The following is a 25,006-nucleotide window of genomic DNA, read 5'->3' as shown; positions in this document are numbered from 1 at the left end:
TTGTCGATCTATTAATGTTTAACCATTGAATCTACTTATGCAAATTATTCATACTAGTTATTCTGATTTATCTGGAGGTGCTGCTCGTGCAGCTTACCGGATTCATCGTTGTCTGTTACAGGCAGAAATAGACTCTCGGATGCAAGTTTTGTCAAAGACTTCTGACGATCCAACAGTTAGAGGTAATTCATTAAAAATCGGAAGAATAACAACAGAAATTCGCACAGGGATTGGTTTATTAGCCAAAAAAACCATCAAAAGTTCTGATCCAACGCGTTATTCGGCTGGACTTCTTCCTTCTAATTGGGTAAAATCTTTCCATGCCTCTGATGCAGATGTGATAAATCTTCATTGGGTAGGTGCAGAGACTTTATCCATTAGTGAAATTGGTCAGATTCGGAAACCGATAGTGTGGACGTTTCACGATATGTGGGCATTTTGTGGAGCAGAGCACTATACAAACGATGGACTTAATGCTCGCTGGCGTGAGGGTTATCGAGCAGACAACCGTCCACAAGACGAGTCTGGTTTCGATTTAAATCGTTGGACTTGGGAACGCAAGCAACGTAACTGGAAATATCCTTTCCATATTGTTTGTCCTAGTAACTGGCTAGCAGATTGCGTTCGCAATAGTGCATTGATGGCAGATTGTCCCGTCTCAGTAATACCATATCCCTTAGATTTAGATAGCTTTCGTCCGATTGAAAAAACATTAGCACGACAGCTTTTGAATTTACCTCAACAGCGATCGTTAATTTTATTTGGTGCCTTGGGCGGAACAAATGATCCTCGCAAAGGTATTGATTTATTATTACAAGCTACCAGTTTTCTGGAAAATCAAAAGTCAAAAGATATAGAAATTGAAATAGTAATTTTTGGGCAGTCACGTCCGCCACAAGTTCCTAAATTGGGTTTTCCAATTCGATACACAGGACATCTTGCTGATGATATTTCTCTGGCTCTACTCTATTCTGCCGCTGATGTTTTTGTTGCACCTTCTAGACAAGATAATTTACCGAATACAGTTGTTGAAGCAATAGCCTGCGGCACTCCTACTGTTGCCTTCAAAATTGGAGGAATGCCTGATTTAATTCAGCATAGGGTGTCAGGTTATTTGGCACAACCATACGAAGCAGAAGATTTAGCAACAGGAATTCAATGGGTTCTACAACAGCAAAAGGAAAGTAAATCTCTGAGTTTAGCAGCCCGTCGTCATGCAGAATATATGTTTGACCCAGTTCGGATCGCACAGCAGTACGTTGCGGTTTATAAGGAAGCAATGAATAGACAAAAAAAGTAAGTAACTGCTGAAAAATCCCCCACAGTGGATTTAGAATCCACACAGCTTGATAAATACTAGCTTCGTAACCGAGTATCATCAAATTCGTTTAGCAACCTCCCAGAGAAAGTGCAAGGGTTTTGAGTTTATAGACGTGATAATGTTGCACTTATAATATATAAAAATTATGCTTCTTAAATTCATCCCAGAAAAAGATAAAATCCATTCAATACATAAAGTTTTTTCTTTGTTTGGCAATTTTAAAAATTTTATTTTGATATTTGGTCTAGCTATTTGGGCTATTATTCCCTTATTAGGTGTAGTTTTTATACTTGCATATTGCCAAATTAATATTTCCCAAAATCAAATACTAGGAAACCAAAAACGTATACTTAATATATTTCCAATCTTACTAGTTTTATTTACAATTACTACATATATAGCCAGCTTTGAGCCATTTCAAGATACAATTGTATATCTTGATATTTATTCTTGGCTTCAGAAAGAAACAGGGTTGACTATTCCAGATATCGAACTAGAACCAGTCTCTTTCATTTTGCCTAAATATTTGAGTGTATTAATAGGGCCTAGTCAACTAAGTTTTTTATTCTTTCAATCTTTGAGCATGAATACGGCTTTCACCGTTTTTCCTATGCTATTTATGCCCGATTTTTATCCCTTAATCATATTAATTAATGTAACCACTCAAGGATACTATTTTCAACTATTTTGGATGAGACAAATTTATTCATGGATATTTATAATACCTGCTATCTATGTTGATAATTTTTTGATTGCTTGTCTTTGTATATATGTTGGCTATTGGACACACAAATCTTCTTTAATGTATATTTTTGGCATATTACCTGGACTATTCAAATATAAATTGATTAATGTATTAAATCCATTAAAATCGTTTTCTAAATATTTGAATCACAGATTTAGTATTATTATTTGTTTTGGCTCGATACTTTTATTTTCATCAGTAATAATGAAATCACTGCTAGATTTGACAAGTTTATTGTCATCTTTTGATGGTTCTGTATCTCAAAGAATCGATATTTATGGCGGTGGCGGTGATGACTACAGTTTTGGAGATAAGATTAAAAATCAAATACGTCCTATTCTTGATTATATTATTATCTCTATATTTATCTTGAGAACTGATCTAAGCAAAATAAATAGAGTATATAGCAAAACCAATAGAAGATATATAAGATGGATTACAACATTCTTTTTGCTTTTCTTACTTTATTTTGGGTCTTTGACATATGGATTTAACTTGAGAATTACCAGTATGTTTTTTTGCATACCTGGTTTTTTTTATATTATCGCTCTCTCTTCCGACAAACTTGATGATGCCTATAGCTATGATACTCTTATATTTATATTGGCAATTGTTTTCAGGATGATTTACTTTTTTGTTAGTCTCACAGTTCCTCAAAGCTACCTAACTTTTTGGAATGGTGAACCGCTAACTACACCAATCAGTGAATATTTTTACCTTTTTTATCAGTTTGCGTTAAACCTAATTAATCATAACTAATATGAATAATTGCCAAGTATCAATAGTGACGATATCCAAAAATAATTACCAAGGATTAGAAAAAACCTTACAATCAGTTAAAGAACAAGACTATAAAATAATAGAGCATATTGTTATTGACGGAGATTCTGATGATGGAAGTAAAGAGTTTTTAGAGTCATATAACCATTCTAAAAGGTATCTTTATTTATCAGAACTAGATAATGGTATATCTAGTGCATTTAATAAAGGTTTAGAAAAAAGTAATGGGGATTTAATTTTCTTCTTAAACTCTGGAGATGTATTCTTTTCCAAAACAGTGATTTCTGAAGTTGTGCAAAGCTATATGCAACATAAATGGAAATGTGCTATCGGTGTCACTGTCACTACAAGTTTTGCTGGAGAAACTATATTTTATCGTCCGCCGCAACTTTCATCGAAGTTTCTAAAATACTTTATGTTTTTACCGCACCAGGGTTTTTTCTGTGAAACTTCCCTACATAAAAATTACAAATACAATGAGTCTCTTAAAATTTCTATGGATTACGAATTATTTCTGCGAATGCTTAAAAATATAACAATATTTTATTTGCCTACAGTAATATCAATACGCGAACCTGGAGGGATTTCTAGCCAAACTCAAAAGAGAATTATTGAGCATTCACAAATACGTTTTATCTACGCGAATAAAATACATGAAAAATTTATAATTAGTATTTTAAATACATTGATTATGCTAAAGAATTATCTCAAAATTGACTCACCTTTTGCATTCAAAAAATGAATAAATTAAATATTACATTAGCGAATATTTACTAAGACTTCAGTCATATTAAATATTTTTTTAGGATTAACCTTATTTATATCCCGTTGTGAATCATGCATATAATATATCTTTTTAGACCGAAAAATCCTAGAGTGCATCATTGCTCAGAATCTTTTTACAAAGCAATGACACTAAATAATGGTTCTGATATAACTAGTTATTCTGTAAAATACTTGTATTCCGTCACTTTACGAGAAAGTTGGTTATTAATCAAACATTTAGTGAGTCTAAATAAGCAAGAAGAAATATCAGTATTTTTCTTTTTAATCCAGTTAGATTATTTAGTATTAGCTTTAATTTTAAAAACAATTAGTAAACTTTTAAATAAAAACTTAGAAATTTCTTATTTGATGCATGAACCTAAATTTGAAAAAGGAAGGATTAACCCTTTAAAAGCATATATTGTATTTTTATATCATTTCGTTTTTGGCTATATAGGAGATAAGATATTATTGCCTAGCAATGAAGCGTTTTTGAAAGCACAAGACTTCGTTAATAATGATAAACTTTACAAGTTAAATTTATCATTTCTTTCTCTCCCAAAAGATATTTTACAAAATAATTTAGCGCAACTTAAGTTTAGTTGGGATAATGAAAAAAGTTTCTTATTGTTAGGTCGAGCAGATAGAGATAAAAATCCTCAAGGATTTTTATCTCTAGCAAATATAATTAACAAAGATTACCCAAAGCAAGCGAGATTTATTCGGGGTGGAAGTGAGAGAAATATACAAGTAAACTACGACGACAAACTAATAATTAGATTTCCTGGCTTCATTTCAAATAGCGCTAAAAGTTTCCTACTTGGTTTAAGCCACTTTGTTGTGATTCCCTACTCATTCTCAACTCAAAGTGGTGTGGTGACAGAGGCTTTGAGTTATGGAAAGCTTTTAATTATTAATGATATTCCTACTTTCTCATATTTAAAAGGTCTAAGTTTTGTCTTTTTTACTGATTTTAATGACGAAAGCTCAATGTCAAAATGTATCCATGATTTATTTAGTATGGACATAAATGATTATGAAAAACGCTATTGGGAAGCAATAAGATACTTCCAAGAAAATCATTCAGAAGCTTATCTTTCAAAAACCTTGCAAGAAATTTTATAAGTACATTTTTGTCTTTGAAATATATACAGGTGAAATACATCCATGTCGAATACAGTACCTACAGTTTCTAGCAACATACAAGCAAGCATTACAGTGGGTATTCCTTTTTACCAAGGTAGCAATATTGCACATCTTCGTGCTGCTATTGACTCTATCCTATGGCAAAGTGTACCAGCAAAGGAAATTCATTTAATTCAGGATGGTTTGATTCCAAAAAATTTGGAGGAAACTGTTAATGAATATACTGCAACTTATCCCCATATAAAACACCTATTAATTTCTCAAAACATGGGTTTAGCTCATGCGCTTAATATATCCATATTAAACTCGTCATCTAAATACTACGCAAGAATGGACTCTGATGACATTGCACATCCAGAGCGATTCAGTAAACAAATAGGTTTTTTAGAAAGTAATTTAGATATTGATATCTTGGGTACTTGGGCTTTTGTCTTTGAGGATGAATTTCCAAGAGAAAATTGCTCAATTAGGATAATGCCTGTATGTAATCAGGAGATACATGCACTGTTTCATTATCAAAATCCCTTGATACATCCATCTGTGATGTTTAGAAGTAGCGTTTTTGCTAAAACAGGACTTTATAACATGGAATTTCGTTCTGAATGTGATTTAGAATTGTGGGCAAGAGCATTGAAATTGAGAGTTGGTATTTCAAATTTATCTGAACCTTTACTTTATTATAGAAATACAGGCGTTATCAGTAGACGGTCTGCGGCTTTAGGACAGCAAATTAAAGCACGATATCAATACAATACTCTTTCACTAAAATTAAATATTCTCAAAGTAATGTCTTTACTATTTCGCATTCTTCCCTATCAAATGCAAGTTTGGGGATACAAAAAGTTTAAAAAAGAGAGAAATTTTCACCAAGATGCTCGTGAATTTTTAGTTAAATAGAAATCCAAGATTTATAATTAAATATATTCAAAATATTCAAACTACAGGTATTAATTATTATCATAAAAATCGGTGTAATATCATATCTAGTCTAGTTAATCTCCAGCAAAAAAATATTTATCATACTGTATCTCTAAGTGGGACAACGTAATTACAGCACTGACAGCTATTATGCAATACAGACCGCCAGCCAGGGAATAGAATTCCCTGTCTAATGGTGCAAGTCCTCTAGAAGAGGACTAGAAAAACTTGGGTTAAAGCACTGACAGCTATTATGCAATACAGTACAGTTTTTCTTCTTGCCCTTTTCTATCATAGCTTTCAGCTTTGAGGATGTACCTCATAGCTGCCGGAAGTGCTGTAAACATAAGAAAATATACATAACTACGCCACATAGCTCAAACTTCTTTATCCCCACTTCTCGGAGTTAAGAGATATGGGATAAAAAGTTTTGAGAATTTAGAGGTTTTATATTTAATTACTAAGGTCATTAACTTATCTTACTTGATACAACTTTACTTCATAAGGATTTAAACGAGTACTGAAACTTGCATTATGAAATAGGTTATTAATAGTTTTTTCATTCAAAGTAACTATTTTACCAGCTAAACTCTGAGTCAGTTTTACTACGAAGTTTATTTTAGTCGAAGTGTGATTAACAGCTATAATTAAAAACTTTGTAGTATTAGGAATAGGAAATAATTTAACTTCTATATTTGGGTTGTTTACTTGTACTGGATTACTTAAATCTTCTCCTCTAACAATTGCAGGAATGTAATTTCGGAATTCTTTAATAGTAGGATACAAAACTGACTCATTCCAGGAAGGTGAAGAGAGATAGTGTATCCAAAATAACAGCCCATCAGCTCCTGCAAGGACTGATAAATAAAACATATAGCGAAATTCTAACTTTGTTGGTAATCGAAAATCGGTCTGATTTCCTCTATAAGCTTGTATTACGTTCAAAAATTTTTTATTTTTAACATCAGCAAGGGAAATGACTTCGTAGAGTGCTTTTCGGTAAAATGATACCCATTGGAATTCTACAACTCCATCTTTGCAAGGATAACAATCCCACATCAGTATATCCATTGCATCACTGTAAGGTTCAATTTTTTCTATCTTGGTAAAAACTAATGCCACTGGCTTTGATTTATCTTCTTCCTTAATAGCTTTGTATACCTTTTTTAACAAATTTGGAGAAATTGGTCTAGGTTTTTTTATTTCTGGTTCATCATAAAGATACCAAGCATAAACGGAGGGATGGTTTTTATAAGTACGAATAAAGTCTTTTACTCCTGAAATATTTTCTGATTCAATTAAAGTACGAGGAATCTCAAGCAGAATTTTTATTGGTGTTTTTTTAGAAGCATCTAAAAATGCCTGTATTTTTGCCTTGCTCTCTTTTTCAACATAGGGCATTAATAAGTCAATTCCTTTAGAAGATGCTTTTATTGGTACATCCTTATTGTTGATATTGTCATACCAACCTAAAAAAAAGGGTAGACTTCGTTTCCGATTAGTTAAATATTTTTTGGGATTTAAACTCACAAGTATGCTGCTACTACTAGCTAATACAAAACCAGGAATTAAAGCTAGAAATTTACGTCGTTTTATCATCATATTAAATTTAAGAACAAGCTTAATTAAACATCACATTGATTGGTTTGGCAATATTTGGTATTACCTATGAATTATTGCAACTTATTCAAGGACATTATCTGCAATGATGACCCACCTTATACCCCAGTAGCGATATAAGCAAACTTTTCTTTGCGAATAAAACTGGTCACGTCCAACTTCGGTGATATATGCTGGGTCTCTGAAATTATTGGCAAGATTTAGAATTATAAATATTTTGTAACAGTTTTACTGCGTTAGCATTTTTTGTGGTGAATTTTAGGCGATCGCTACCACTAACGGTTATGCTTCCTTTAGTCACTGTCCCTTTTTAAGAAGTGACATCAGCATAAAAGTATAAATTTATATATTTCCCTTTGTGCCCTCGTAGTCGTGGGCTTCACTGTTGTATCTCAGAGTTGGTATTTGAGGTCTAGTCTTTGCCGTAGTGACAGCGAAAATAATTGCGATCGCAGATAGGGTAACATTGAATAAATAGTTAAAATTAAAACTTTTGTGCATAGTATTTACCCTGTATGTAAATACTGACTATTTGCAGATTAAACCACCACAAATTAAGAATTACTTACCGCGCAGTGTCAGTTGTGAATATGAGTTTAACAGTAGCAAAAACAACTTAACATCGATTAAGAAACACTGTTCATTAACTAAGTACAACATTTCATTAATTTGTAGCTAATTCTCTGCGTAGCTCTGCGTCCCTACCCTGCCAGAAGGCGTACCACTTCGTGGAAGCAAGCTACGCGTCGCGTCTCGTGAGAAGCGCTTATGCGTTTAAATAAAAAAGAAATCAGTAGACAGTTCCCAACCTACTACTTAGTTACAAAACTTAGACTTAATCTCAGACAAACTGGAGTATGCACTTTTAAGACTGGAGACATTTAAGATACAGGTTCTACATACTTCTTAATAAATCCGCCTTGAGAACGCAAAACGTTCTAATCTAAAAGCTAACTGGGTTAATTTACTGGCAGTTTTGCAGGCAATACTCTCAAGCTCATAAAGCATAGACACACCGATGTGTCAAGCCTCAAAACAATCCAGACTTAACATATAAACGCTTATGATGGGAGTTTTACAAATCCGATGAGTGTTAAGGCGAGTGGTGGAAGCTCGGTTGCGCGTCCGCAACTATATCAAACCCTAACTGTATCCACGATTACCCAAGCAGAGCAGCAAGACCGCTTCTTGGGAAATGGTGAATTAAATGAACTGGCAAGCTATTTTGCATCTGGTGCCAAGCGTCTAGAAATTTCTCAGACGTTGACAGACAATGCCGAGATTATTGTGTCTCGGGCTGCCAACCGGATTTTTGTCGGTGGTTCGCCAATGGCTTTTTTAGAAAAGCCCAGAGAAGCAGAATTAGTAACAGTCGGTGGTGGTGGTGCTAACGTTCAACAAGGGATGCAACTAGGAACCGTAACCTACGTTGAAAGTCGTGGTGGGTTCCTAGAAAATTTACGTTCAATATTTAACTCATCCCCCAGCGGTCCAACACCCGCAGGTTTTAGACCAATTAACATTGCTCGTTATGGCCCAAGCAACATGGCCAAGAGCTTACGGGATTTATCCTGGTTCTTGCGCTACGCTACTTATGCGATCGTTGCTGGCGACCCCAACATCATAGCGGTGAATACAAGGGGTTTGCGGGAAATCATTGAAAATGCCTGTTCTGGTGAAGCAACGCTAGTAGCTTTGCAGGAAATTAAAGCCGGGGCACTTTCATTTTTCCGTAATGATGCTGAGGCTACAGAAATTGTGTCTCAGTACATGGATGTTTTGTTAACAGAATTCAAAGCAGCCACACCTTCAAACAAAGTCCGCCAACGCCCTTCTATTGACCAGCAAGGGTTACAACTGCCGCAAATTTACTTTAATGCAGCAGAACGGCGTCCCAAGTTTGTGATGAAGACTGGGTTATCAAGTAGCGAAAAAAACGAGGTAATCAAGGCTGCATATCGGCAAATCTTTGAGCGCGACATTACCCGTGCTTATAGCTTATCCATATCTGACCTGGAATCCAAGGTGAAGAATGGCGACATCTCTGTGAAAGAGTTTGTCCGTCGTTTAGCTAAATCTCCCCTTTACCAAAAACAGTTTTACCAGCCTTTTATTAACAGCCGAGTCATCGAACTAGCTTTCCGTCACATTCTAGGACGGGGGCCAAGTAGCCGCGAAGAAGTACAAAAATACTTCTCGATTATTTCTAACGGTGGTCTACCAGCCTTAGTAGATGCCTTAGTAGATTCTGCTGAATACAGCGACTATTTTGGTGAAGAAACAGTACCCTACCTGCGGGGTCTGGGTCAAGAAGCACAAGAATGTCGCAACTGGGGGCCGCAGCAAGACCTGTTTAACTACAGTGCGCCTTTCCGCAAGATACCTCAGTTCATCACCACATTTGCGGCTTATGAGCAACCGCTACCAGATCAACATCCTTACGGTTCTGGTAACGACCCCTTGGAAATTCAGTTTGGGGCGATTTTCCCGAAAGAAACTCGCAACCCCAGTACCAGTCCGGCTCCTTTTAGTAAGGATACCAAACGCATCCTGATTCACCAAGGAGCAGGGATTAATAACCAAAATAGTAATCCCAGAGCGCGAGGTGAAGCTCCTGGTACCCTTGGGCCCAAGGTGTTCAAGTTAGACCAACTGCCTGGTACTAGAGGTAAAAAGGCTCCCAAAAGTTCTAGCGTCAGATACTCCGAAAGCTCCACACAAGCAGTGATTAGAGCTGCTTACCTGCAAGTTTTCGGTCGCGATGTCTACGAAGGTCAGCGCCCGAAGGTATTAGAAATCAAGCTGGAAAATGGCGACATCTCGGTGCGGGAATTTATTCGTGCTTTAGCTAAGTCGGATGTATTCCGCAACCTGTACTGGTCATCGCTGTATGTTTGTAAAGCGATCGAGTATATTCACCGCCGCTTGTTGGGTCGTCCGACTTATGGTCGTCAAGAAATCAACAAGTACTTTGATATCGCTTCAAAACAAGGTTTTTACGCGGTAGTTGATGCCATTATTAACAGCGTAGAATACAGTGAAGCATTTGGTGAAGATACAATTCCTTACGAACGGTATCTGACTCCTGGTGGTGTAGCAGGGCGACAATTACGTGTTGGTAGCATTCGTGATGATATTGCCGCAAAAGTCCAGAAGGAAGTAACACCAAGCTTTGTGACACTGGGTACCGTAACAGAAAAGCGGTCAGAACCAGATATTCAGTTCCGCATTAACCAAGGTGTCAGCAAGCAACGGGAACAAACCAAAATCTTCAAATTGGTTGCGAATACTACTGACAAGGTTGCAGTCAAAACTTTGATCAGCGCTGCCTATCGCCAGATTTTTGAGCGGGATATTGCACCCTACATTGCCAAAAACGAATTTACCAAATGGGAAAGCAAGCTGGGTAATGGCGAAATTAGTGTGAAGGAATTTATTGAAGGTTTGGGTTACTCTAACCTCTACCTGAAAGAGTTCTACACACCTTACCCCAACACCAAAGTGATTGAGTTGGGAACCAAACACTTCTTGGGACGTGCGCCACTAGATCAAGCAGAAATCCGCAAGTATAACCAGATTTTGGCTACTCAAGGTATTCGTGCCTTTATTGGTGCTTTGGTAGATAGTGTGGAATATAACCAGGTGTTTGGTGAAGATACGGTGCCTTACCGCCGCTTCCCGACCCTGCCTGCGGCAAATTTCCCGAATACAGAGAAGCTTTACAACCAGCTGACCAAGCAAAACGATGACGTGGTTGTACCAAGCTTTAAACCAGTACAAGCCCGTGTCGGGGTTAGTAACGATACACCGCTTTTGGTACAAGCGATCGCAGATATCGCAGCCCAAACAAATGGTAAGCCATCCTTTGCTGAACTGGGTCGTTCTTACAACGATGGTAGCGGACAATCAGTGGAACAGGGTGTGCGTAAACATGCACGCATTTACCGTCTAACAGAAAACACCAACCAAGACGAAAAACAACAGGCAATCAACGCCATTTATCGTCAAGTATTGGATGTATTTAGCGGTGAAGTGCCTGAGAATTTCCGTCGCACTGACCTAGATAGCAAACTCCAAAATGGTGAAATTTCCGTGCGGGAGTTTGTGCGTGAACTAGCTAGTTCTCAAATCTATCGCCAGCGCTTCTTATCACCTTATCCTCACACCAAGGTCATTGAGTTCCTCTTCCGTCATCTGTTGGGGCGTACACCCGCAACTCAGGAAGAAATTGGCCAATATAACAAGCTGCTAGTCGATAGTGGTTTGTCAGCTGCTGTAGAAGCAATAGTTGAAAGTCCAGAATATAACCGCTACTTCGGTGAAGATGTTGTACCTTACAACCGCTTCCCATCTTTACCAGTAGGTAACTACCTCGGCAGTGTAGCAGTTGATTAAGGAGTAGGGACTAGGGAATTAGGGAATAGGGTACAGATTATTTACTGTTCCCTATCCCCTGTAACCTGTCCCCTGTCCCCTTCGTAACCTTTCGTAATACCGCTCTCAGATTGCAGTTAAAACAGTAAATTCTGAAAAGCAATATTACAAAGTATTAAGAGCAGTCATAAATGCTCAACAGAATGCCGGAAAATGTTTTGCGGAAGGTAACTGAGTTTGAAAGCTTGTGTACTTATGTTGACTCAGGCAAACTCGTAATTTTTTAGCCGTAGCAGTTGTGAAACTGTTGTGTCTAAAAGGACGAAAAAACAAACTCAGTAAACCAAACTCAAAGTCGCACCAGTTTAATCAAATCCTGGTTTCATTCGTATTGGAGGAATCCATTAATGAGTATTGTCACGAAAGCTATCGTGAATGCTGATGCAGAAGCCCGCTACCTCAGCCCTGGTGAGTTAGATCGGATCAAGTCTTTTGTTGCAAGTGGCGAGCGCCGTGTGCGGATTGCTCAAGTTTTGTCAGAAAATCGCGAACGGCTCGTTAAGCAAGCTGGCGATCAACTGTTCCAAAAGCGTCCTGATGTTGTATCTCCTGGTGGTAACGCTTACGGTCAAGAATTGACTGCTACTTGTCTGCGTGACCTAGATTATTACCTCCGCCTCGTTACCTACGGTATCGTTGCTGGTGATGTCACCCCCATCGAAGAAATTGGTGTTATTGGTGCCCGTGAACTGTACAAGTCCTTGGGAACTCCTATTGATGGTGTTGCTGAAGGTATCCGTGGGCTGAAGAATGGCTCTACATCATTGCTCTCTGGTGATGACGCTAGTGAAGCTGCTGGCTACTTCGACTACCTAGTTGGTGCCCTTCTAGGATAGGGTAAAGCTGTTTACCTACTTAAACAGAAGTATTGCAATACGGTTGGAAATAAGGAATTAACAACATGGCTCAAGACGCAATTACCGCTGTCATTAACTCCGCAGACGTTCAAGGCAAATACCTTGACTCTTCTGCTTTGGAAAAGCTAAAAGGCTACTTCGCTACTGGCGAACTACGGGTACGTGCTGCTAGCACCATCAGCGCTAACGCTGCTGCGATCGTCAAAGAAGCTGTAGCAAAATCTTTGCTATACTCTGACATCACCCGTCCAGGTGGCAACATGTACACCACTCGCCGCTATGCTGCTTGCATCCGCGATTTGGACTATTACCTCCGCTATGCCACCTACGCTATGTTAGCTGGCGATCCTTCTATCCTAGATGAGCGTGTGCTCAATGGCTTGAAGGAAACCTATAACTCCTTGGGCGTTCCCGTCGGTGCTACCGTACAAGCTATCCAAGCAATCAAAGAAGTAACCGCCAGTTTGGTAGGTTCTGATGCTGGTAAGGAAATGGGCGTTTACTTAGACTATATCTCCTCTGGCTTAAGCTAAGAACTAGTTTGCGCTTAAGAATTTAGGTGCGGCTTTATTAAGGTCTGGAAATCAGCCGTGAGTGCTAGAACGTTATATTGCTTATCTTGGTAAATTATCAGTGATGAGTGTTGGTGGTCTAGTATTGATGTTTGATTTCCAGCCTTTGAATGATTAAAAGATTTGCACTCAAGATTTTGAGATAAAAAAGTTTTCACAAGGTATACAGGAGATTTTCAAAATATGTCCCGTTTGTTTAAAATTACTGCTCTAGTTCCCAGCCAAACCCGAATTCGTACCCAACGCGAACTGCAAAATACTTACTTCACTAAGTTAGTTCCTTATGAAAACTGGTTCCGCGAACAGCAACGTATTCAAAAAGCAGGTGGCACAATCATCAAGGTGGAACTGGCAACTGGTAAACAAGGTGCTAATACTGGCTTGTCGTAATTCTGTAAATAGAATATTATTTTAGGGAATTGGTAAGAGGTCGAGAAAGACCTCTTTTTTGTGGCTTAGATTTTTGCAAATCAAAAGTTAAACATATTTAAAAGGCGATACCCACGAGTATAAAGTGGAACTGGAGCGTCAGCATTCTGTCTGTTCTTAGCTTGTTCAATAGTTTCATCAAACACAATTAGCGTTTCTTTCCCAACCTTCAGCCAGTCTTCATAAGGCACACTCATATCTTCTTCAATACCACCAATATTAGGTGCGACCATTGCCCGGTAAGCTTCATTGAATTTCCTGCGGAACCGGAAATCTACTGAAATTCTTAGACCTTCAGTTTTCCTTCTTACTGTTTGATGCAATCCACGGGCATCATTAAAGTACATTGTGCCGTGTTGTAGTTGTGCTTCTGTGTAAGAGACAACCATCGGAATATCCCGACCTTCATCGAAGTCTGACATCACCTGCATAGACTGTAGCTCCATTTCGCGGGGCATTTCACCTGCTTCGATAGTGATATTATCGATGTCGCCAAATAATGGTAGAACCACTACAGTTGCATCAGCAGCAACACCTGCCCAGACATCACTATGGCACTTTGAGCTAGCGAAGGGCAAACCCAACTTCTTGGCGTCAGTCTTACCGTAGACCATGCGGAGATTTACTGGTAAATCCACTGCATCAATCAGGTCATTCGCTCCTAGTTGGTAGAAAGCCTCTGCGACGCTTTTTTGAAAGAGGTTAAATGCCAAAACGTGTTCTCGCTTGGGCATTAAAAGACCTGTGCTAGTATAGTTCGGCAAAGTACTTCTTGCTTCCAGCAGTCGTTCAAGCATTTCAGCTTCCGAAAGAATGATGGGACTATTCAGACACGCTGAAATATAACCCGCAGCAGCAATTCTGATTTGTTGGAATAACTCAGGCTTTAATGTGTGTTCAAATAGTAGTCGGTACTCTCGCTTTGTAGCAATTTTATCAGCAAGCTCATCAAAGAGGCGATCGCCAAGCTGAGAAAATGCGATCGCACGCTCATATTGTAAGCGATCGCGCACTGGTAATTCTGCTAACAGTTCTTCTAACATCATTTCTTCCAACGTTATTCTAAATCGGCTAAATAACTCATACCTTCAAAGCCATTCCGTTTTCAAAACGAATCTGACTATTACAAATTAACAATATTCTTCTCTTTATACTTCGTAAAATATACTGTTTTATTTTTCTTAATTATCTAAATTAGAATAATTAATTTTAACTTTATTAGTAAAGCCCAGATGAAGTTAGATCTGAAAAAAATAAATTTCTATATATGAAGTTGCCATTAACTAAGTAATGATTCAAGTTCATGAAGTTAAATCTAATTTAACTGCTTATATTTAAAGAAAATAACAAGCTAATAATCTTCAGGATGATTTTTCCTTGGGAAATAATAGTTTTTAAATAAAAACATAAAACCAGTAAAATCAACATTCTCAGAGAAACATATTAATTGTTAAAACATATACATCAAGTATTTTAGTTTTGCCAGACTAAATTGATTAAGACAAGTCTAACTTGAGTATAAATAAATAATTAAAAATGTCAAATGTGAATCACAACAGCTCAACTAAAAACTTATATAATCGCACAGCATCAGAGTGGATTAGAGGAGAACCTACTTCACTATCAGACTTTACAGCCCGCCCTTTTGTACTAGACCTTTGTCAGCCTGTTGCTGGGTTGCGAGTACTTGATATAGGTTGTGGAGAAGGTTATTGCAGTCGAGAACTAAGCCGACGTGGCGCTGCATGGGTACATGGAATAGACCTTTCCCAAGGCATGATTGCAGCAGCAAACTTGCAAGAAGTAGAAGATGGATTGGGTATTAGCTATGAAGTAGGATGTGCTACCAATCTCAAGCAGTTTGATGATGGCGAAATTGACTTAGTTGTTGCAGTATTTTTATTTAACTATTTGACAATTGCTCAGACCCAAGAATGCATGGCAGAAGTTGCACGCATTCTTCGTCCAGGCGGTCGATTTGTATTCAGTGTTCCCCATCCATCTTTTCCATATATGCGGGAGGCAGCATATCCGTTTTATTTTCAAGTTGAAGGTACAGGCTATTTCAGCAAGCGAGATCGGCAGTTTCCTGGTCGTATTTGGAAACGAGATGGTTCTTGGCTAAATGTGCAATTGATTCATAAAACTCTTGAGGATTACTTTAATGCTCTTAAATTTGCTGGCTTCAATACGATGCCAATTTTACAAGAATTGCGTGTAACTCCAGAACATATCGCAATAGATGAATCATTTTTTAGCCCCTTACTTGACCAACCCCTTCATCTAGCCCTACAAATATTACGATGACACAGACATCTTCTTTAGTTAGAAATTCCTTCCGTGAAATAACGATTAATCATCCTCTATGGAATCATGAGTTTCTAATGCGCTGTCAGACTGGAAATTTATTTTTACCAGACGTACAGGTACTAGCTGTCCAGATGTACAAATTCTCCAAAGAATTTAATCGTATTTTGGCTAGCATCTTGTCTTGCTGCCAAGATGAAACTAGTCAGTTAGTCATCTTGGAAAACCTATTTGACGAAATGGGACAGGGAGACATAACTCAGTCCCACCCAGAATTGTTTCGTAAATTTACCCGTGCACTTGGTATCCACGACGAAACTCTGGCATCACTACCCACTGCACCTGAAACTCGTGCCCTTATTGAAACCTACTTGCAGATGCCACATAAATACGGCTATTTAGCTGCACTTGGTGCCGTCTGTTATGCTTCCGAAGGGATTGTTAGTTCGCTATACACACAACTATACAAAGGAATTGTTGGCGCTGCTCCTTTACCCAAAGAAGCCTTAATATTTTTTGAAGTCCATATTGATGTGGATGATAGTCATGCAGCGAAGCTAGCAGCAGTGATTGAACCTCGAATAACTATGAATGAAGAGGATATCAAAGTAAAACTGGCTATTGCAGAAGCTATGGATGCCCGTATCCAATTTTTTAACGGTATTCAGCGTCAAATCTCCAAATATAGCTTGTATCCTGATTCATGGCTGCCTTTTGATGAATCGCTGTAGTTAGTCTGTCAAGATTAAGGTGAGCAAATTTGCAGTAAACACTAAAAGTGCTTACTGCAAACCCTTACAGCCATCTGGGTAGAAGTAATAAGTGAAAATACGGTTGTAATAATAAGCATTTGTAGCATTAGAATACAAACAGTTTTCCCTATTTTTTCAGTTTTCAAAGCTATAATCAACCATTTTCAGGCTTGATCACAGAAAATTTTGTCATTTAAATTAAGCCTTTTAAGAAATTTAGTTGTCGAGTCTTGGGCAAATTCACAAAGCAAAATTAGGTGCAGAGGAGGCTTCCATGTACGGATTAGTGAACAAGGCGATTCAAGACATGGTGTGCAGTCGCTTTGGCGAAGAGACTTGGAAAACAATCAAGCACAAAGCAGAGGTGGATGTAGATGTTTTCCTCAGTATGGAAGGCTATCCCGATGACATCACCCATAAACTGGTAAAAGCTGCTAGTGTCGTTCTGGGTTTATCTTCCTCAGAGATTATGCAAGCCTTTGGGGAATTTTGGGTTCAGTACACTGCTCAAGAAGGCTATGGCGAATTGATGGATATGAGTGGAGATGAACTCCCTGAGTTTTTAGAAAACCTTGATAATCTTCATGCTCGTGTAGGAGTTAGTTTTCCTAAACTCCAACCCCCATCATTTGAGTGTACTGATATAGAAGAAAATTCTCTGAGCTTACATTATCGCTCTGATAGAGAAGGGTTAACGCCAATGATTCTTGGACTAGTCAAGGGATTGGGAACCAGGTTTGATACGGAAGTTCATATTACCCAAACCCAAAGTCGAGATGAGGGTGCTGAACATGATGAATTTTTAGTGATTTATAAACCAAATTGAGTGCAGTAGCATGGCTCCTCCTCACCTTACACTTTCGCCAGAGTTGCTGGCGAAAGCTTTTCCTTTCCACTTTGCCTTTAACTGTAATCGGGAAATTGTACAAGCTGGTGATGTCTACGGGCGCATTTGTCCTGAACCATTAGTTGGTAAATTGATTGAGCAGCATTTCCAAATCAATCGTCCAAAAATTTTGGTCGATTTTGATACGATTAGTAAACAATCTCGTGCCCTGTTTATATTAGAGTTTCTCCACAATGGAATGCATCTCAAGGGTCAGATGATGTATCAACCAGAGGAGGAGGTGATATTTTTTTTAGGTTCTCCCTGGATTACAGATACAACTAGCCTAGCTCCTCTGGGTATAAAACTCAAAGACTTTGCAATTCACGACCCGATTGTTGATTTCTTGTTCCTACTACAATCTCAGAATACTGCTTTAGCTGATGCTAAAAAGTTAACAAATGAACTGAAACAGCAAAGAGCACAACTACGGAGCGCGCTACAAATCAAGGAGAATTTGGCAGAAATTGCTGAGGCTCAGTCTAAAAAATTGGAAAAATCCCTTCGGGAGCTACAACAAACTCAAGCTCAATTAGTCCAAGCTGAGAAAATGTCCAGTTTAGGGCAGTTAGTCGCAGGAGTCGCTCACGAAATTAACAACCCGGTTAATTTTATTTACGGAAATTTGAAATATGCAAAGGATTATACGCAGTGTTTGCTAAAACTTGTGCATATTTACCAGCAGTTTTATACCAATCCTGTGTCAGAAATTAAAGAATACATTAAGGAAATTGAGTTAGATTTTTTACTAGATGATTTGCCCAAAATCCTAAATTCGATGGAAGTAGGAGCCGAACGGATCTCTGAAATTGTCTTATCTCTGCGGAATTTCTCTCGTCTGGATGAGGCGGAGAAGAAAAGAGTTGATATTCACCAGGGACTGGATAGTACTTTGCTGATTTTACAAAGTCGCTTCAAAGATAGTGTCGATCATCCTGGGATCAAAGTAGTGAAAAATTATGGAGATTTACCTTTAGTAGATTGCTACGCTGGCCAACTCAATCAAGTATTCATGAATATTATCAGTAATGCAATCGATGCGCTCGATAACTATGATAGTAGACGCGCGATCGCAGAAATTCATGCTAATCCTAATATAATTACAATTACTACGGAAATCATTGAAACGAACTGTGTAATCCGAATTGCTGATAATGGTTCAGGAATAACAGAAGCAGTTAAGGAACGACTGTTCGATCCATTTTTCACAACTAAGCCAGTCGGTAAGGGTACAGGATTAGGTTTATCAATTAGCTATCAGATTATAGTTGAAAAACATGGTGGAACACTAAGATGTATATCAGAACCTGGACAAGGAACTGAGTTCTGGATTGAAATTCCCCTATCTATAAACAAACAAGCACTTAATTGCATCAAATCATTAAGCTTAATAAAATAAATACTTTCAGTCAATTTTCGAGCGATCGCTCTTAACTATAGCAATCCTAATTTGTTAGTATCAAATAATACTTTATCACTGCGGAGTAGAGATGGCAATTTGTCAGAAATATTGAACTAGTGGTGTATTGAAGTTAACAACTCTAAGATTTATGGTTGTAAAGCCTACTTATGAGTTATAAGTTATGATTTATGAGTTTTATTTTTAACTCCTAATTTCTAACTTTTTACCTGTACCAATCGTGAATCTACGCCGCCTGATTCCAATTTTTGATAGTTCAGTCTCCAACTGGGCATTAGAAGCGCGGTTGTTGCGCTGGTTAACGTTGATTTGGCTGTTCGTCGGCTTGATAATGCTATTTTCAGCATCATATCCTGTCGCTGATGCCCGTCAGAATGATGGTTTGTACTACTTTAAACGTCAACTGCTTTGGGTCTTAGTTTCCTTAATCGGATTCAATATTATTGTTAATTCGCCGTTGCAGAAAATTTTGGGATTATCCCATTGGTTTTTGTTGCTGTTTTTGGGGTTAATTTTTGTCACACTGATCCCAGGATTGGGAAGAAAAGCTTTTGATGCAGCGCGTTGGATTGCGATCGGGCCAATTCCGATTCAACCTTCAGAACTAATTAAACCCTTTTTGGTGTTGCAAAGTGCGCGGCTTTTTGGTCAGTGGGAACGAATTAGTTGGCGGATTCGCTTGGCTTGGTTGGGTGTTTTTGGTCTGGTACTTTTAGGAATTCTTGCCCAGCCTAACTTGAGTACAACGGCACTTTGCGGCATGACTATCTGGCTAATTGCTTTAGCCGCTGGCTTACCTTACAAGTACCTGGGAGGAACAGCAATTGGTGGAGTAATGCTGGCACTACTCAGTATTAGTATTAAAGAGTATCAGCGTAAGCGGGTGATGTCATTCCTCAATCCTTGGGCGGATGCTACAGGAGATGGCTACCAGTTGGTGCAAAGTCTACTAGCTGTGGGTTCTGGTAAAACTTGGGGAGTTGGATATGGGCTTTCTCAACAAAAGCTGTTTTATTTACCAATTCAAGATACCGATTTTATTTTTGCGGTGTTCGCTGAAGAGTTTGGCTTTGTTGGCAGTATGGTGTTATTGGTGCTTTTAGCTACATTCGCTACTCTCGGATTAGTTGTGGCGCTGAAGGCTAAAAATATAGTACATAGATTAGTAGCGATCGGTGTGACGACTTTGATGGTGGGACAATCATTACTCCACATCGGTGTTGCTACAGGTTCTCTACCGACTACTGGCTTACCTTTGCCCATGTTTAGTTATGGTGGTAATTCTATGATTGCCAGTTTAATAGCTGCTGGTTTGCTGATTCGGGTAGCACGTGAGAGTAATGAAGCTGAGGTAGTACCGTTGCGAAAACCTCAGCTTGAAAATGGGCGCAGACGCCGAGCTTTTCATAAAACCAGGAATTGAGCTAGCATTTTATATATCTCTGCTTTTCATATTGCTCAAAAAGTTACCTCTGAGGTAAAGGAGTCTTAAATGGGCTATTGCTAGGTAGCAGAGTAGGTGGAATTGGGTTAATGCCAGGTATAGGAATAGGCTCTACTTTTTTGAGGACTGTGATTGCAAACCCTCTTTGTTGGGGTTGTTGCTTGCCAGATATATCATTGACTAGCAGTCCGATTTGAGCGGGGAAGGCTTGATTGACTGGAAGCTTCATTGAACCAACTGCTGGAACGTCATTGCCGTATGGTAGAAGTTTAACCTGAATATTTTCTCCCTCTACTCTCCAACTCAGGGTAGCAGATTCACCTTCCTTGAGAACCAGATTTGGTTGTTCGCTACCGTTGATTCTAAAAGAGACAATTTTAAATGGTTTTGGTAATATTCCAATTTTTGATTCAGTCTTTTTAAAACTAGTTTTTTGACTTCCATTGTTAGGAAAGGCTTTGATTTCAAATACAAAATTTCCGGCTTTAGTTGCTGATAAAGGAATATTTGTACATCGCAGTTGTTGATTCTGTTGTGTACATAGCTTTTGAAGTTTTGGGTCGGTAATATTACCTTGATTAAATTTATAAGTAATTGGCTCACTATATAATGTACCATCATCTGCGCTGCCAGCGATTTGAATTTGCGCTAACAATAATGGACGGGCAATTGCCCAGCTTAAAAGAATATTTTGACCTTTTGTATACAATGGTTTATCTGGTTGAAAACTAAGTACTTCAGCAATTTGTTTTTCAGCTATTTCTACTTGGGTGGTTTGGCTAGCTACTTTGTTATTAGGAGAAAATATTTGTATACCATTGCGATAAAAGGCTTGTAACTCAAAAGTATAATTCCCTTTTGTTTTCACTCCAGTTTTAACGTTGCTACAAATTAGCTCTTGTTTATCTTGCACCTGACAAGGAGGGATTTCATTGGTGCTTCCTTTACCCAGTGTTTCAGGAATGCCATTGCTAAAGTCATAAGTAATAGGCTGAATAGGTTGGGAACCTTTAGCCGTCAGAACTAATTTTTTTAACTGTTTATATTGATGAATTTCCCAGTTTAAAGCTACCTCATCACCTTCAGTAATTTGAGAGTCATTTGCACTAAAATTTTCTAATCTCAAAGGATCGGGGTTTAAAATTCGCCAAATGATAAATCCTATCCCTCCCAAAATTGCCAAAATTGCCAAAATTAACAGAAGAAATTGCCACCAAGGGCGGGGTTTCCATACCAAAGTTCCTTGAGGCAGTGTGTTCGGTAGGGGTAAATTTTGTTGGTCTTTGATATCGAGTTGAAAGTTGACCACTAGCCCTGCACCAAACCACGGTCTTCGCCACCAAGGTTTGGGTTTGACCGTCAAATTAGCCACAGCACTTCTATTAGGTAATAATCTGACTTCAGTAGGATCGAATTTGTAAGTATATAGTTCTTCTTCGTCTCTACTTTTTAAGTTTAATATCAGTTCGCGGACAATATTACCCTGGTTAGCTAGTGATAATTCGTACTTGCCAAGACTACGGCTAACTTGTCCCAAGATGGTATGAAGTTGTATATCTAAGCGATAATTTGTCGGAATTTGGATATACACCAAATCCAGCAGTACTAAGTCTGGAGAGTTTTCTGAATATAAGCGGATTGTCGGTGAATAGCTTCCTGCAAGGGTATCCCCAGGTGGGTGAAATTTCAACAATATTTGACCTTGAGTACCAGGATTGAGTTCTAGTGCAGTCACGTCAGACACTAATCCTGGCCCCTCAAATCCAGTTGCAGGATAATTAATTGTGAACCAGTCATCGTCTAAATCTGGGCAACTTAAGCGGAATCTATCTACGAGATAAGAGCGATTGTCAACTATTACCTCTACTTGCAGAGACTCACTAGGATTGAAAATTAACGGTTTGTTGGGGTTGGTGTTAGGTCTGATGGAAAATGTCGGGTCGTTCACCCGAATTGCAGTCTGTTCTTTTAGTAGAACCTTAATTTGGTTTGCGAAAGTTATGGGAGTCTCTTGTGGATAATGTAGAGGAGAATCTACGACTAGTGTGTAGTCATAGGTTCCTGGGAGAGCATTGGCGGCGACTTGAAACTCAAACCTTACTTCGTCGCTATTTTGCCCTGGAGCTAATGCTAAACTTTCTCTAGGAGAACTAGACCAACCGGTTAAATTTTGAAATACTTCGTCAAAAACAAAATATAAGTCAATAACCGCACTTTGATTTCCCTGATTGATTACAACAATATAGAGTTCAATCGTATCTCCTGGCATCCCAAATTGAATTCCAGGCGGGTTAATAATAACTTGCAGTGGATTGAATTTAGCTTGCATGTCATTGATTCCCTTATTTTATGCGGTGTAATTTGACCTGAAAATCTTCATCACCACTCACAATCATGGTTCCTTGATTAGTTTTCAAATCGATACTATTGATTTTTTTAGAGCTTTTGTAAATTTGTTTACCTTCTGCTGCTTTTGTTTTGTCGAGCTTGTGTTCGGGAGTTAAATACCAAACTAAGACTCGTCCATCATCGCCACCACTTACTAAGAGACTACCATCGTCACTAAATGCTAGAGTCCGCACAGATGTTTTTGATGCTGACCAACGATCTAGTTGTGAACAATTAAGCTCATTTATTTTTTCTAGCGGATTCGGATTTTTAATAGTTTGACACTGATTTAAATCCCAAATGGTAATAAATCCCGCAGAATCAGAAGTTGCAAGGATTTTTCCTGTTGAGTCAGGAACAAAAGCTAATCCCCAAATATAATCTTCCGGCCCAACTAATGGGTCTAGTTTTTCTAAATTTTGCACTGATAAACTTAGGGATTGTTTATCAGATTGAGTTTGATTCCACTGCCACAATATAAAACGCTTAAAGTTTCCAGCAATTACTAGAGTTTGTGCATCTGGGCTGAGATTTAATGCCCGGACTTGGAAACCTGATAGTTTCAATCTACTTTGTACGTCAATAACTTGCGGTTCTGGTAGAAAATCGCTGTTAGGCGCTGGTCTTGACCATAGTCTCACTTTACCACTGCCATAACCACTGAATAAATTAAGTGAGTTTGAGGTGAAAGCTAAATCAAAAACGCGATCGCCTTTTGCTTTAGGATCTTTAAGGTCTTGAAGTTGGCTAATCTTTGCACCTGAAGGAACATCTCTGAGTTCAATGACACCATTATCTAAACCAACAGCAACACGATTATTTTGTAACGGCATGAAGCGCAAGACTTCTACAGCGTCATCGGTAATGGCCATCAATCCTTTAGGCTGTTGTGATTGGTCGCAAGCCAGGGATTGCCCAGCATACCTTACTGTATCATCAGGGTCTAAGCTATCAGCACCAATTCTCCAAAGTCTTAAGGTGCAATCATCTGAGCCGCTGACCACAGATAAACCAATGCCACTAAAACGCACTGAGTTGACAGAACGAGTATGCATTACACCTCTTGGTTGCAGGATTAATGCTAGGAGTGCGGCTAAAAGTGCGATCGCAGCTAATTGTAGCCATAAAGGTATAATTGGCAGAGTCTTGACTTCTAATGTCTGCGTGGCTGGGTCTGTACTGCCTAAACGTTGATCGGATAATTCTGATTTAGCCTCTAATAATAGAGTTTTGCCGATTCCAACCCAAGGGCGTTTTGTTTTAACATCGAGAAGGACTTTACTTGTCTCTCCTAGATGAAGATTGGCGGTTTCCGGAAGCTTTTTAAAACTACATTTTCGCCAGTCTCTACCCTGCACCTGCACATTAATTTCCTGGTTGAGATTGCTAGCGTTTTTAAATAGTAATTCAAAGGAAGCTGTATCAGATTTCCAGTCAGGCAACCATGCCGATTTATTGGGGATTTTCAGGTGTTTCTCGGTGGTAGTAAAGTCTATAAAACCCACTGGCAAAACTTCAATATTGCCTTCAGCATTAGTTGGATAACCATTATTGCTAACAGCTTCAATAGTAAAAGGATAATTTTGACTGGGCGCTTGCACTACAGAAGGAGGTTGGCATTGGAATGTAGCTTCTGCTAAACCACCTGGATCTAAGGGTAATCGGCGTTCTGCACTGCCAGCTAGCCAAGACGGATCGACGCCTGTAAAACGTAGCATTACCTCGGTTGGTTGTTGCCCCAAGTTTCGCACTCGTACTGGTATATCGACAGAATTGCGGGGATAAACTTGGAACTCTCGTACAGGTAATTCTACACTTAAATGTGTTGGTCTGTTGTCTCGCTCGATTTTCAGGCGTAGCACAAGTCTGGACTGTTGTGCTAATTGCGGTGAAAAAATATTTACCATCAGGTTGACAGTACCAACAAATCCCGGAATGGGTGTATTGAATACGAAAACTTGGAAGATGGTACTACTGCCCGGTGGCTTGGCTGCCGCTACCTCTGGTTCAAGTCTATACCAGCGATATCCTGTGTTGCGGATTTCTCCGGCTGCGGTAATTTCTATTTGAAAATTGACGAAGCGATCGCTGTCATTATTGACAGTTACCTCAAATGATACAGGAGTATCACCTGGACGAAAGGTTAAGTTCTGAGTAGAAAGGCTGGCATTAATAACACTTTTTTCCATGCTATTACTTATAATATTTTTTTATATTCTGCA

The 25,006-nt window shown here is 38.6% G+C and carries 17 protein-coding genes and 1 pseudogene; 14 read left to right on the top strand and 4 right to left on the bottom strand.

Features of this window, described 5'->3' with window-relative positions:
- Window positions 1-37 precede the first annotated feature (37 nt).
- The 5 genes from QUD05_RS03185 to QUD05_RS03165 all read left to right on the top strand — a co-directional run bounded on the left by QUD05_RS03185 (window position 38) and on the right by QUD05_RS03165 (window position 5,654).
- Window positions 38-1,300 carry a glycosyltransferase family 4 protein gene (locus tag QUD05_RS03185; RefSeq protein ID WP_289794829.1) on the top strand — a complete coding sequence of 421 codons (1,263 nt, stop codon included), beginning with the start codon at window positions 38-40 and terminating at the stop codon, window positions 1,298-1,300.
- Window positions 1,301-1,466: 166 nt separating this feature from the next.
- On the top strand, window positions 1,467-2,825 hold the full coding sequence (locus QUD05_RS03180) for a hypothetical protein (protein WP_289794828.1): 1,359 nt from the start codon (window positions 1,467-1,469) through the stop codon (window positions 2,823-2,825).
- A gap of 25 nt (window positions 2,826-2,850) precedes the next feature.
- Window positions 2,851-3,588, top strand: coding sequence for a glycosyltransferase family 2 protein (locus QUD05_RS03175; RefSeq protein WP_289794827.1), 738 nt, complete (start codon window positions 2,851-2,853; stop codon window positions 3,586-3,588).
- Between the two features lie 167 nt (window positions 3,589-3,755).
- Window positions 3,756-4,736 (top strand): glycosyltransferase family protein, encoded by a 981-nt coding sequence (locus QUD05_RS03170; protein WP_289794826.1) that lies wholly within the window; start codon window positions 3,756-3,758, stop codon window positions 4,734-4,736.
- 42 nt (window positions 4,737-4,778) lie between these two features.
- The gene (locus tag QUD05_RS03165) at window positions 4,779-5,654 is read left to right on the top strand and encodes a glycosyltransferase (RefSeq protein WP_289794825.1); all 876 of its coding nucleotides are present in this window, start codon (window positions 4,779-4,781) and stop codon (window positions 5,652-5,654) included.
- Window positions 5,655-6,149: 495 nt separating this feature from the next.
- On the opposite strand, the gene QUD05_RS03160 is transcribed toward QUD05_RS03165, so the two are convergent.
- Window positions 6,150-7,277 (bottom strand): glycoside hydrolase family 2 TIM barrel-domain containing protein, encoded by a 1,128-nt coding sequence (locus QUD05_RS03160; protein WP_289794824.1) that lies wholly within the window; start codon window positions 7,275-7,277, stop codon window positions 6,150-6,152.
- Between the two features lie 1,104 nt (window positions 7,278-8,381).
- Here QUD05_RS03160 and QUD05_RS03155 point away from each other — a divergent pair.
- The 4 genes and pseudogenes from QUD05_RS03155 to QUD05_RS03140 all read left to right on the top strand — a co-directional run.
- Window positions 8,382-11,678: pseudogene (locus tag QUD05_RS03155) on the top strand (phycobilisome rod-core linker polypeptide); the annotation flags it as partial.
- A gap of 398 nt (window positions 11,679-12,076) precedes the next feature.
- Window positions 12,077-12,565, top strand: a complete 489-nt coding sequence (gene apcA, locus QUD05_RS03150) for an allophycocyanin subunit alpha (RefSeq protein ID WP_099100538.1) — start codon at window positions 12,077-12,079, stop codon at window positions 12,563-12,565.
- 65 nt (window positions 12,566-12,630) lie between these two features.
- Window positions 12,631-13,119 (top strand): allophycocyanin subunit beta, encoded by a 489-nt coding sequence (gene apcB, locus QUD05_RS03145; protein WP_069068902.1) that lies wholly within the window; start codon window positions 12,631-12,633, stop codon window positions 13,117-13,119.
- A gap of 222 nt (window positions 13,120-13,341) precedes the next feature.
- Window positions 13,342-13,548: a phycobilisome linker polypeptide gene (locus QUD05_RS03140; protein ID WP_094349821.1), complete on the top strand. Its 207-nt coding sequence runs from the start codon at window positions 13,342-13,344 to the stop codon at window positions 13,546-13,548.
- 80 nt (window positions 13,549-13,628) lie between these two features.
- On the opposite strand, the gene QUD05_RS03135 is transcribed toward QUD05_RS03140, so the two are convergent.
- Complete coding sequence (locus QUD05_RS03135; protein WP_289794822.1) at window positions 13,629-14,633, bottom strand: hypothetical protein; 1,005 nt, start codon at window positions 14,631-14,633, stop codon at window positions 13,629-13,631.
- A 490-nt stretch (window positions 14,634-15,123) separates the two neighbouring features.
- On the opposite strand from QUD05_RS03135, the gene QUD05_RS03130 reads away from it, so the two are divergent.
- The 5 genes from QUD05_RS03130 (at window position 15,124) to QUD05_RS03110 (ending at window position 20,375) form a co-directional block, all read left to right on the top strand.
- Window positions 15,124-15,894: a class I SAM-dependent methyltransferase gene (locus QUD05_RS03130; RefSeq protein WP_289794821.1), complete on the top strand. Its 771-nt coding sequence runs from the start codon at window positions 15,124-15,126 to the stop codon at window positions 15,892-15,894.
- The gene (locus QUD05_RS03125) at window positions 15,891-16,625 is read left to right on the top strand and encodes an iron-containing redox enzyme family protein (protein WP_289794820.1); all 735 of its coding nucleotides are present in this window, start codon (window positions 15,891-15,893) and stop codon (window positions 16,623-16,625) included. Before QUD05_RS03130 ends, QUD05_RS03125 begins: the two co-directional genes overlap by 4 nt.
- Window positions 16,626-16,920: 295 nt before the next feature.
- Window positions 16,921-17,472 carry a heme NO-binding domain-containing protein gene (locus QUD05_RS03120; protein WP_289799867.1) on the top strand — a complete coding sequence of 184 codons (552 nt, stop codon included), beginning with the start codon at window positions 16,921-16,923 and terminating at the stop codon, window positions 17,470-17,472.
- A 10-nt stretch (window positions 17,473-17,482) separates the two neighbouring features.
- Window positions 17,483-18,931: a sensor histidine kinase gene (locus QUD05_RS03115; protein WP_289794819.1), complete on the top strand. Its 1,449-nt coding sequence runs from the start codon at window positions 17,483-17,485 to the stop codon at window positions 18,929-18,931.
- Window positions 18,932-19,172: 241 nt separating this feature from the next.
- Complete coding sequence (locus QUD05_RS03110) at window positions 19,173-20,375, top strand: FtsW/RodA/SpoVE family cell cycle protein (protein WP_289794818.1); 1,203 nt, start codon at window positions 19,173-19,175, stop codon at window positions 20,373-20,375.
- A 43-nt stretch (window positions 20,376-20,418) separates the two neighbouring features.
- Here the strand turns inward: QUD05_RS03110 and QUD05_RS03105 are convergent, their stop codons facing one another.
- Entirely contained in the window at window positions 20,419-22,725 is a 2,307-nt protein-coding gene (locus QUD05_RS03105; RefSeq protein WP_289794817.1) for a COG1470 family protein, read from the bottom strand.
- Between the two features lie 13 nt (window positions 22,726-22,738).
- Window positions 22,739-24,973, bottom strand: a complete 2,235-nt coding sequence (locus tag QUD05_RS03100) for a hypothetical protein (RefSeq protein WP_289794816.1) — start codon at window positions 24,971-24,973, stop codon at window positions 22,739-22,741.
- Between the last annotated feature and the right edge of the window lie 33 nt (window positions 24,974-25,006).

The organism is Nostoc sp. GT001 (assembly GCF_030382115.1).
GTDB lineage: Bacteria > Cyanobacteriota > Cyanobacteriia > Cyanobacteriales > Nostocaceae > Nostoc.
This window is presented reverse-complemented; position numbering and strand designations above follow the sequence as displayed.

What these genes read in the sequence shown, in the direction of transcription:
- QUD05_RS03185 (WP_289794829.1), top strand. Translation starts at nt 38, where the DNA reads ATGCAAATTATTCATACTAGTTATTCTGATTTATCTGGAGGTGCTGCT.
- QUD05_RS03180 (WP_289794828.1), top strand. Translation starts at nt 1,467, where the DNA reads ATGCTTCTTAAATTCATCCCAGAAAAAGATAAAATCCATTCAATACAT.
- QUD05_RS03170 (WP_289794826.1), top strand. Translation starts at nt 3,756, where the DNA reads ATGACACTAAATAATGGTTCTGATATAACTAGTTATTCTGTAAAATAC.
- QUD05_RS03165 (WP_289794825.1), top strand. Translation starts at nt 4,779, where the DNA reads ATGTCGAATACAGTACCTACAGTTTCTAGCAACATACAAGCAAGCATT.
- QUD05_RS03160 (WP_289794824.1), bottom strand. Translation starts at nt 7,277, where the DNA reads ATGATGATAAAACGACGTAAATTTCTAGCTTTAATTCCTGGTTTTGTA.
- apcA (WP_099100538.1), top strand. Translation starts at nt 12,077, where the DNA reads ATGAGTATTGTCACGAAAGCTATCGTGAATGCTGATGCAGAAGCCCGC.
- apcB (WP_069068902.1), top strand. Translation starts at nt 12,631, where the DNA reads ATGGCTCAAGACGCAATTACCGCTGTCATTAACTCCGCAGACGTTCAA.
- QUD05_RS03140 (WP_094349821.1), top strand. Translation starts at nt 13,342, where the DNA reads ATGTCCCGTTTGTTTAAAATTACTGCTCTAGTTCCCAGCCAAACCCGA.
- QUD05_RS03135 (WP_289794822.1), bottom strand. Translation starts at nt 14,633, where the DNA reads ATGATGTTAGAAGAACTGTTAGCAGAATTACCAGTGCGCGATCGCTTA.
- QUD05_RS03130 (WP_289794821.1), top strand. Translation starts at nt 15,124, where the DNA reads ATGTCAAATGTGAATCACAACAGCTCAACTAAAAACTTATATAATCGC.
- QUD05_RS03125 (WP_289794820.1), top strand. Translation starts at nt 15,891, where the DNA reads ATGACACAGACATCTTCTTTAGTTAGAAATTCCTTCCGTGAAATAACG.
- QUD05_RS03120 (WP_289799867.1), top strand. Translation starts at nt 16,921, where the DNA reads ATGTACGGATTAGTGAACAAGGCGATTCAAGACATGGTGTGCAGTCGC.
- QUD05_RS03115 (WP_289794819.1), top strand. Translation starts at nt 17,483, where the DNA reads ATGGCTCCTCCTCACCTTACACTTTCGCCAGAGTTGCTGGCGAAAGCT.
- QUD05_RS03105 (WP_289794817.1), bottom strand. Translation starts at nt 22,725, where the DNA reads ATGCAAGCTAAATTCAATCCACTGCAAGTTATTATTAACCCGCCTGGA.
- QUD05_RS03100 (WP_289794816.1), bottom strand. Translation starts at nt 24,973, where the DNA reads ATGGAAAAAAGTGTTATTAATGCCAGCCTTTCTACTCAGAACTTAACC.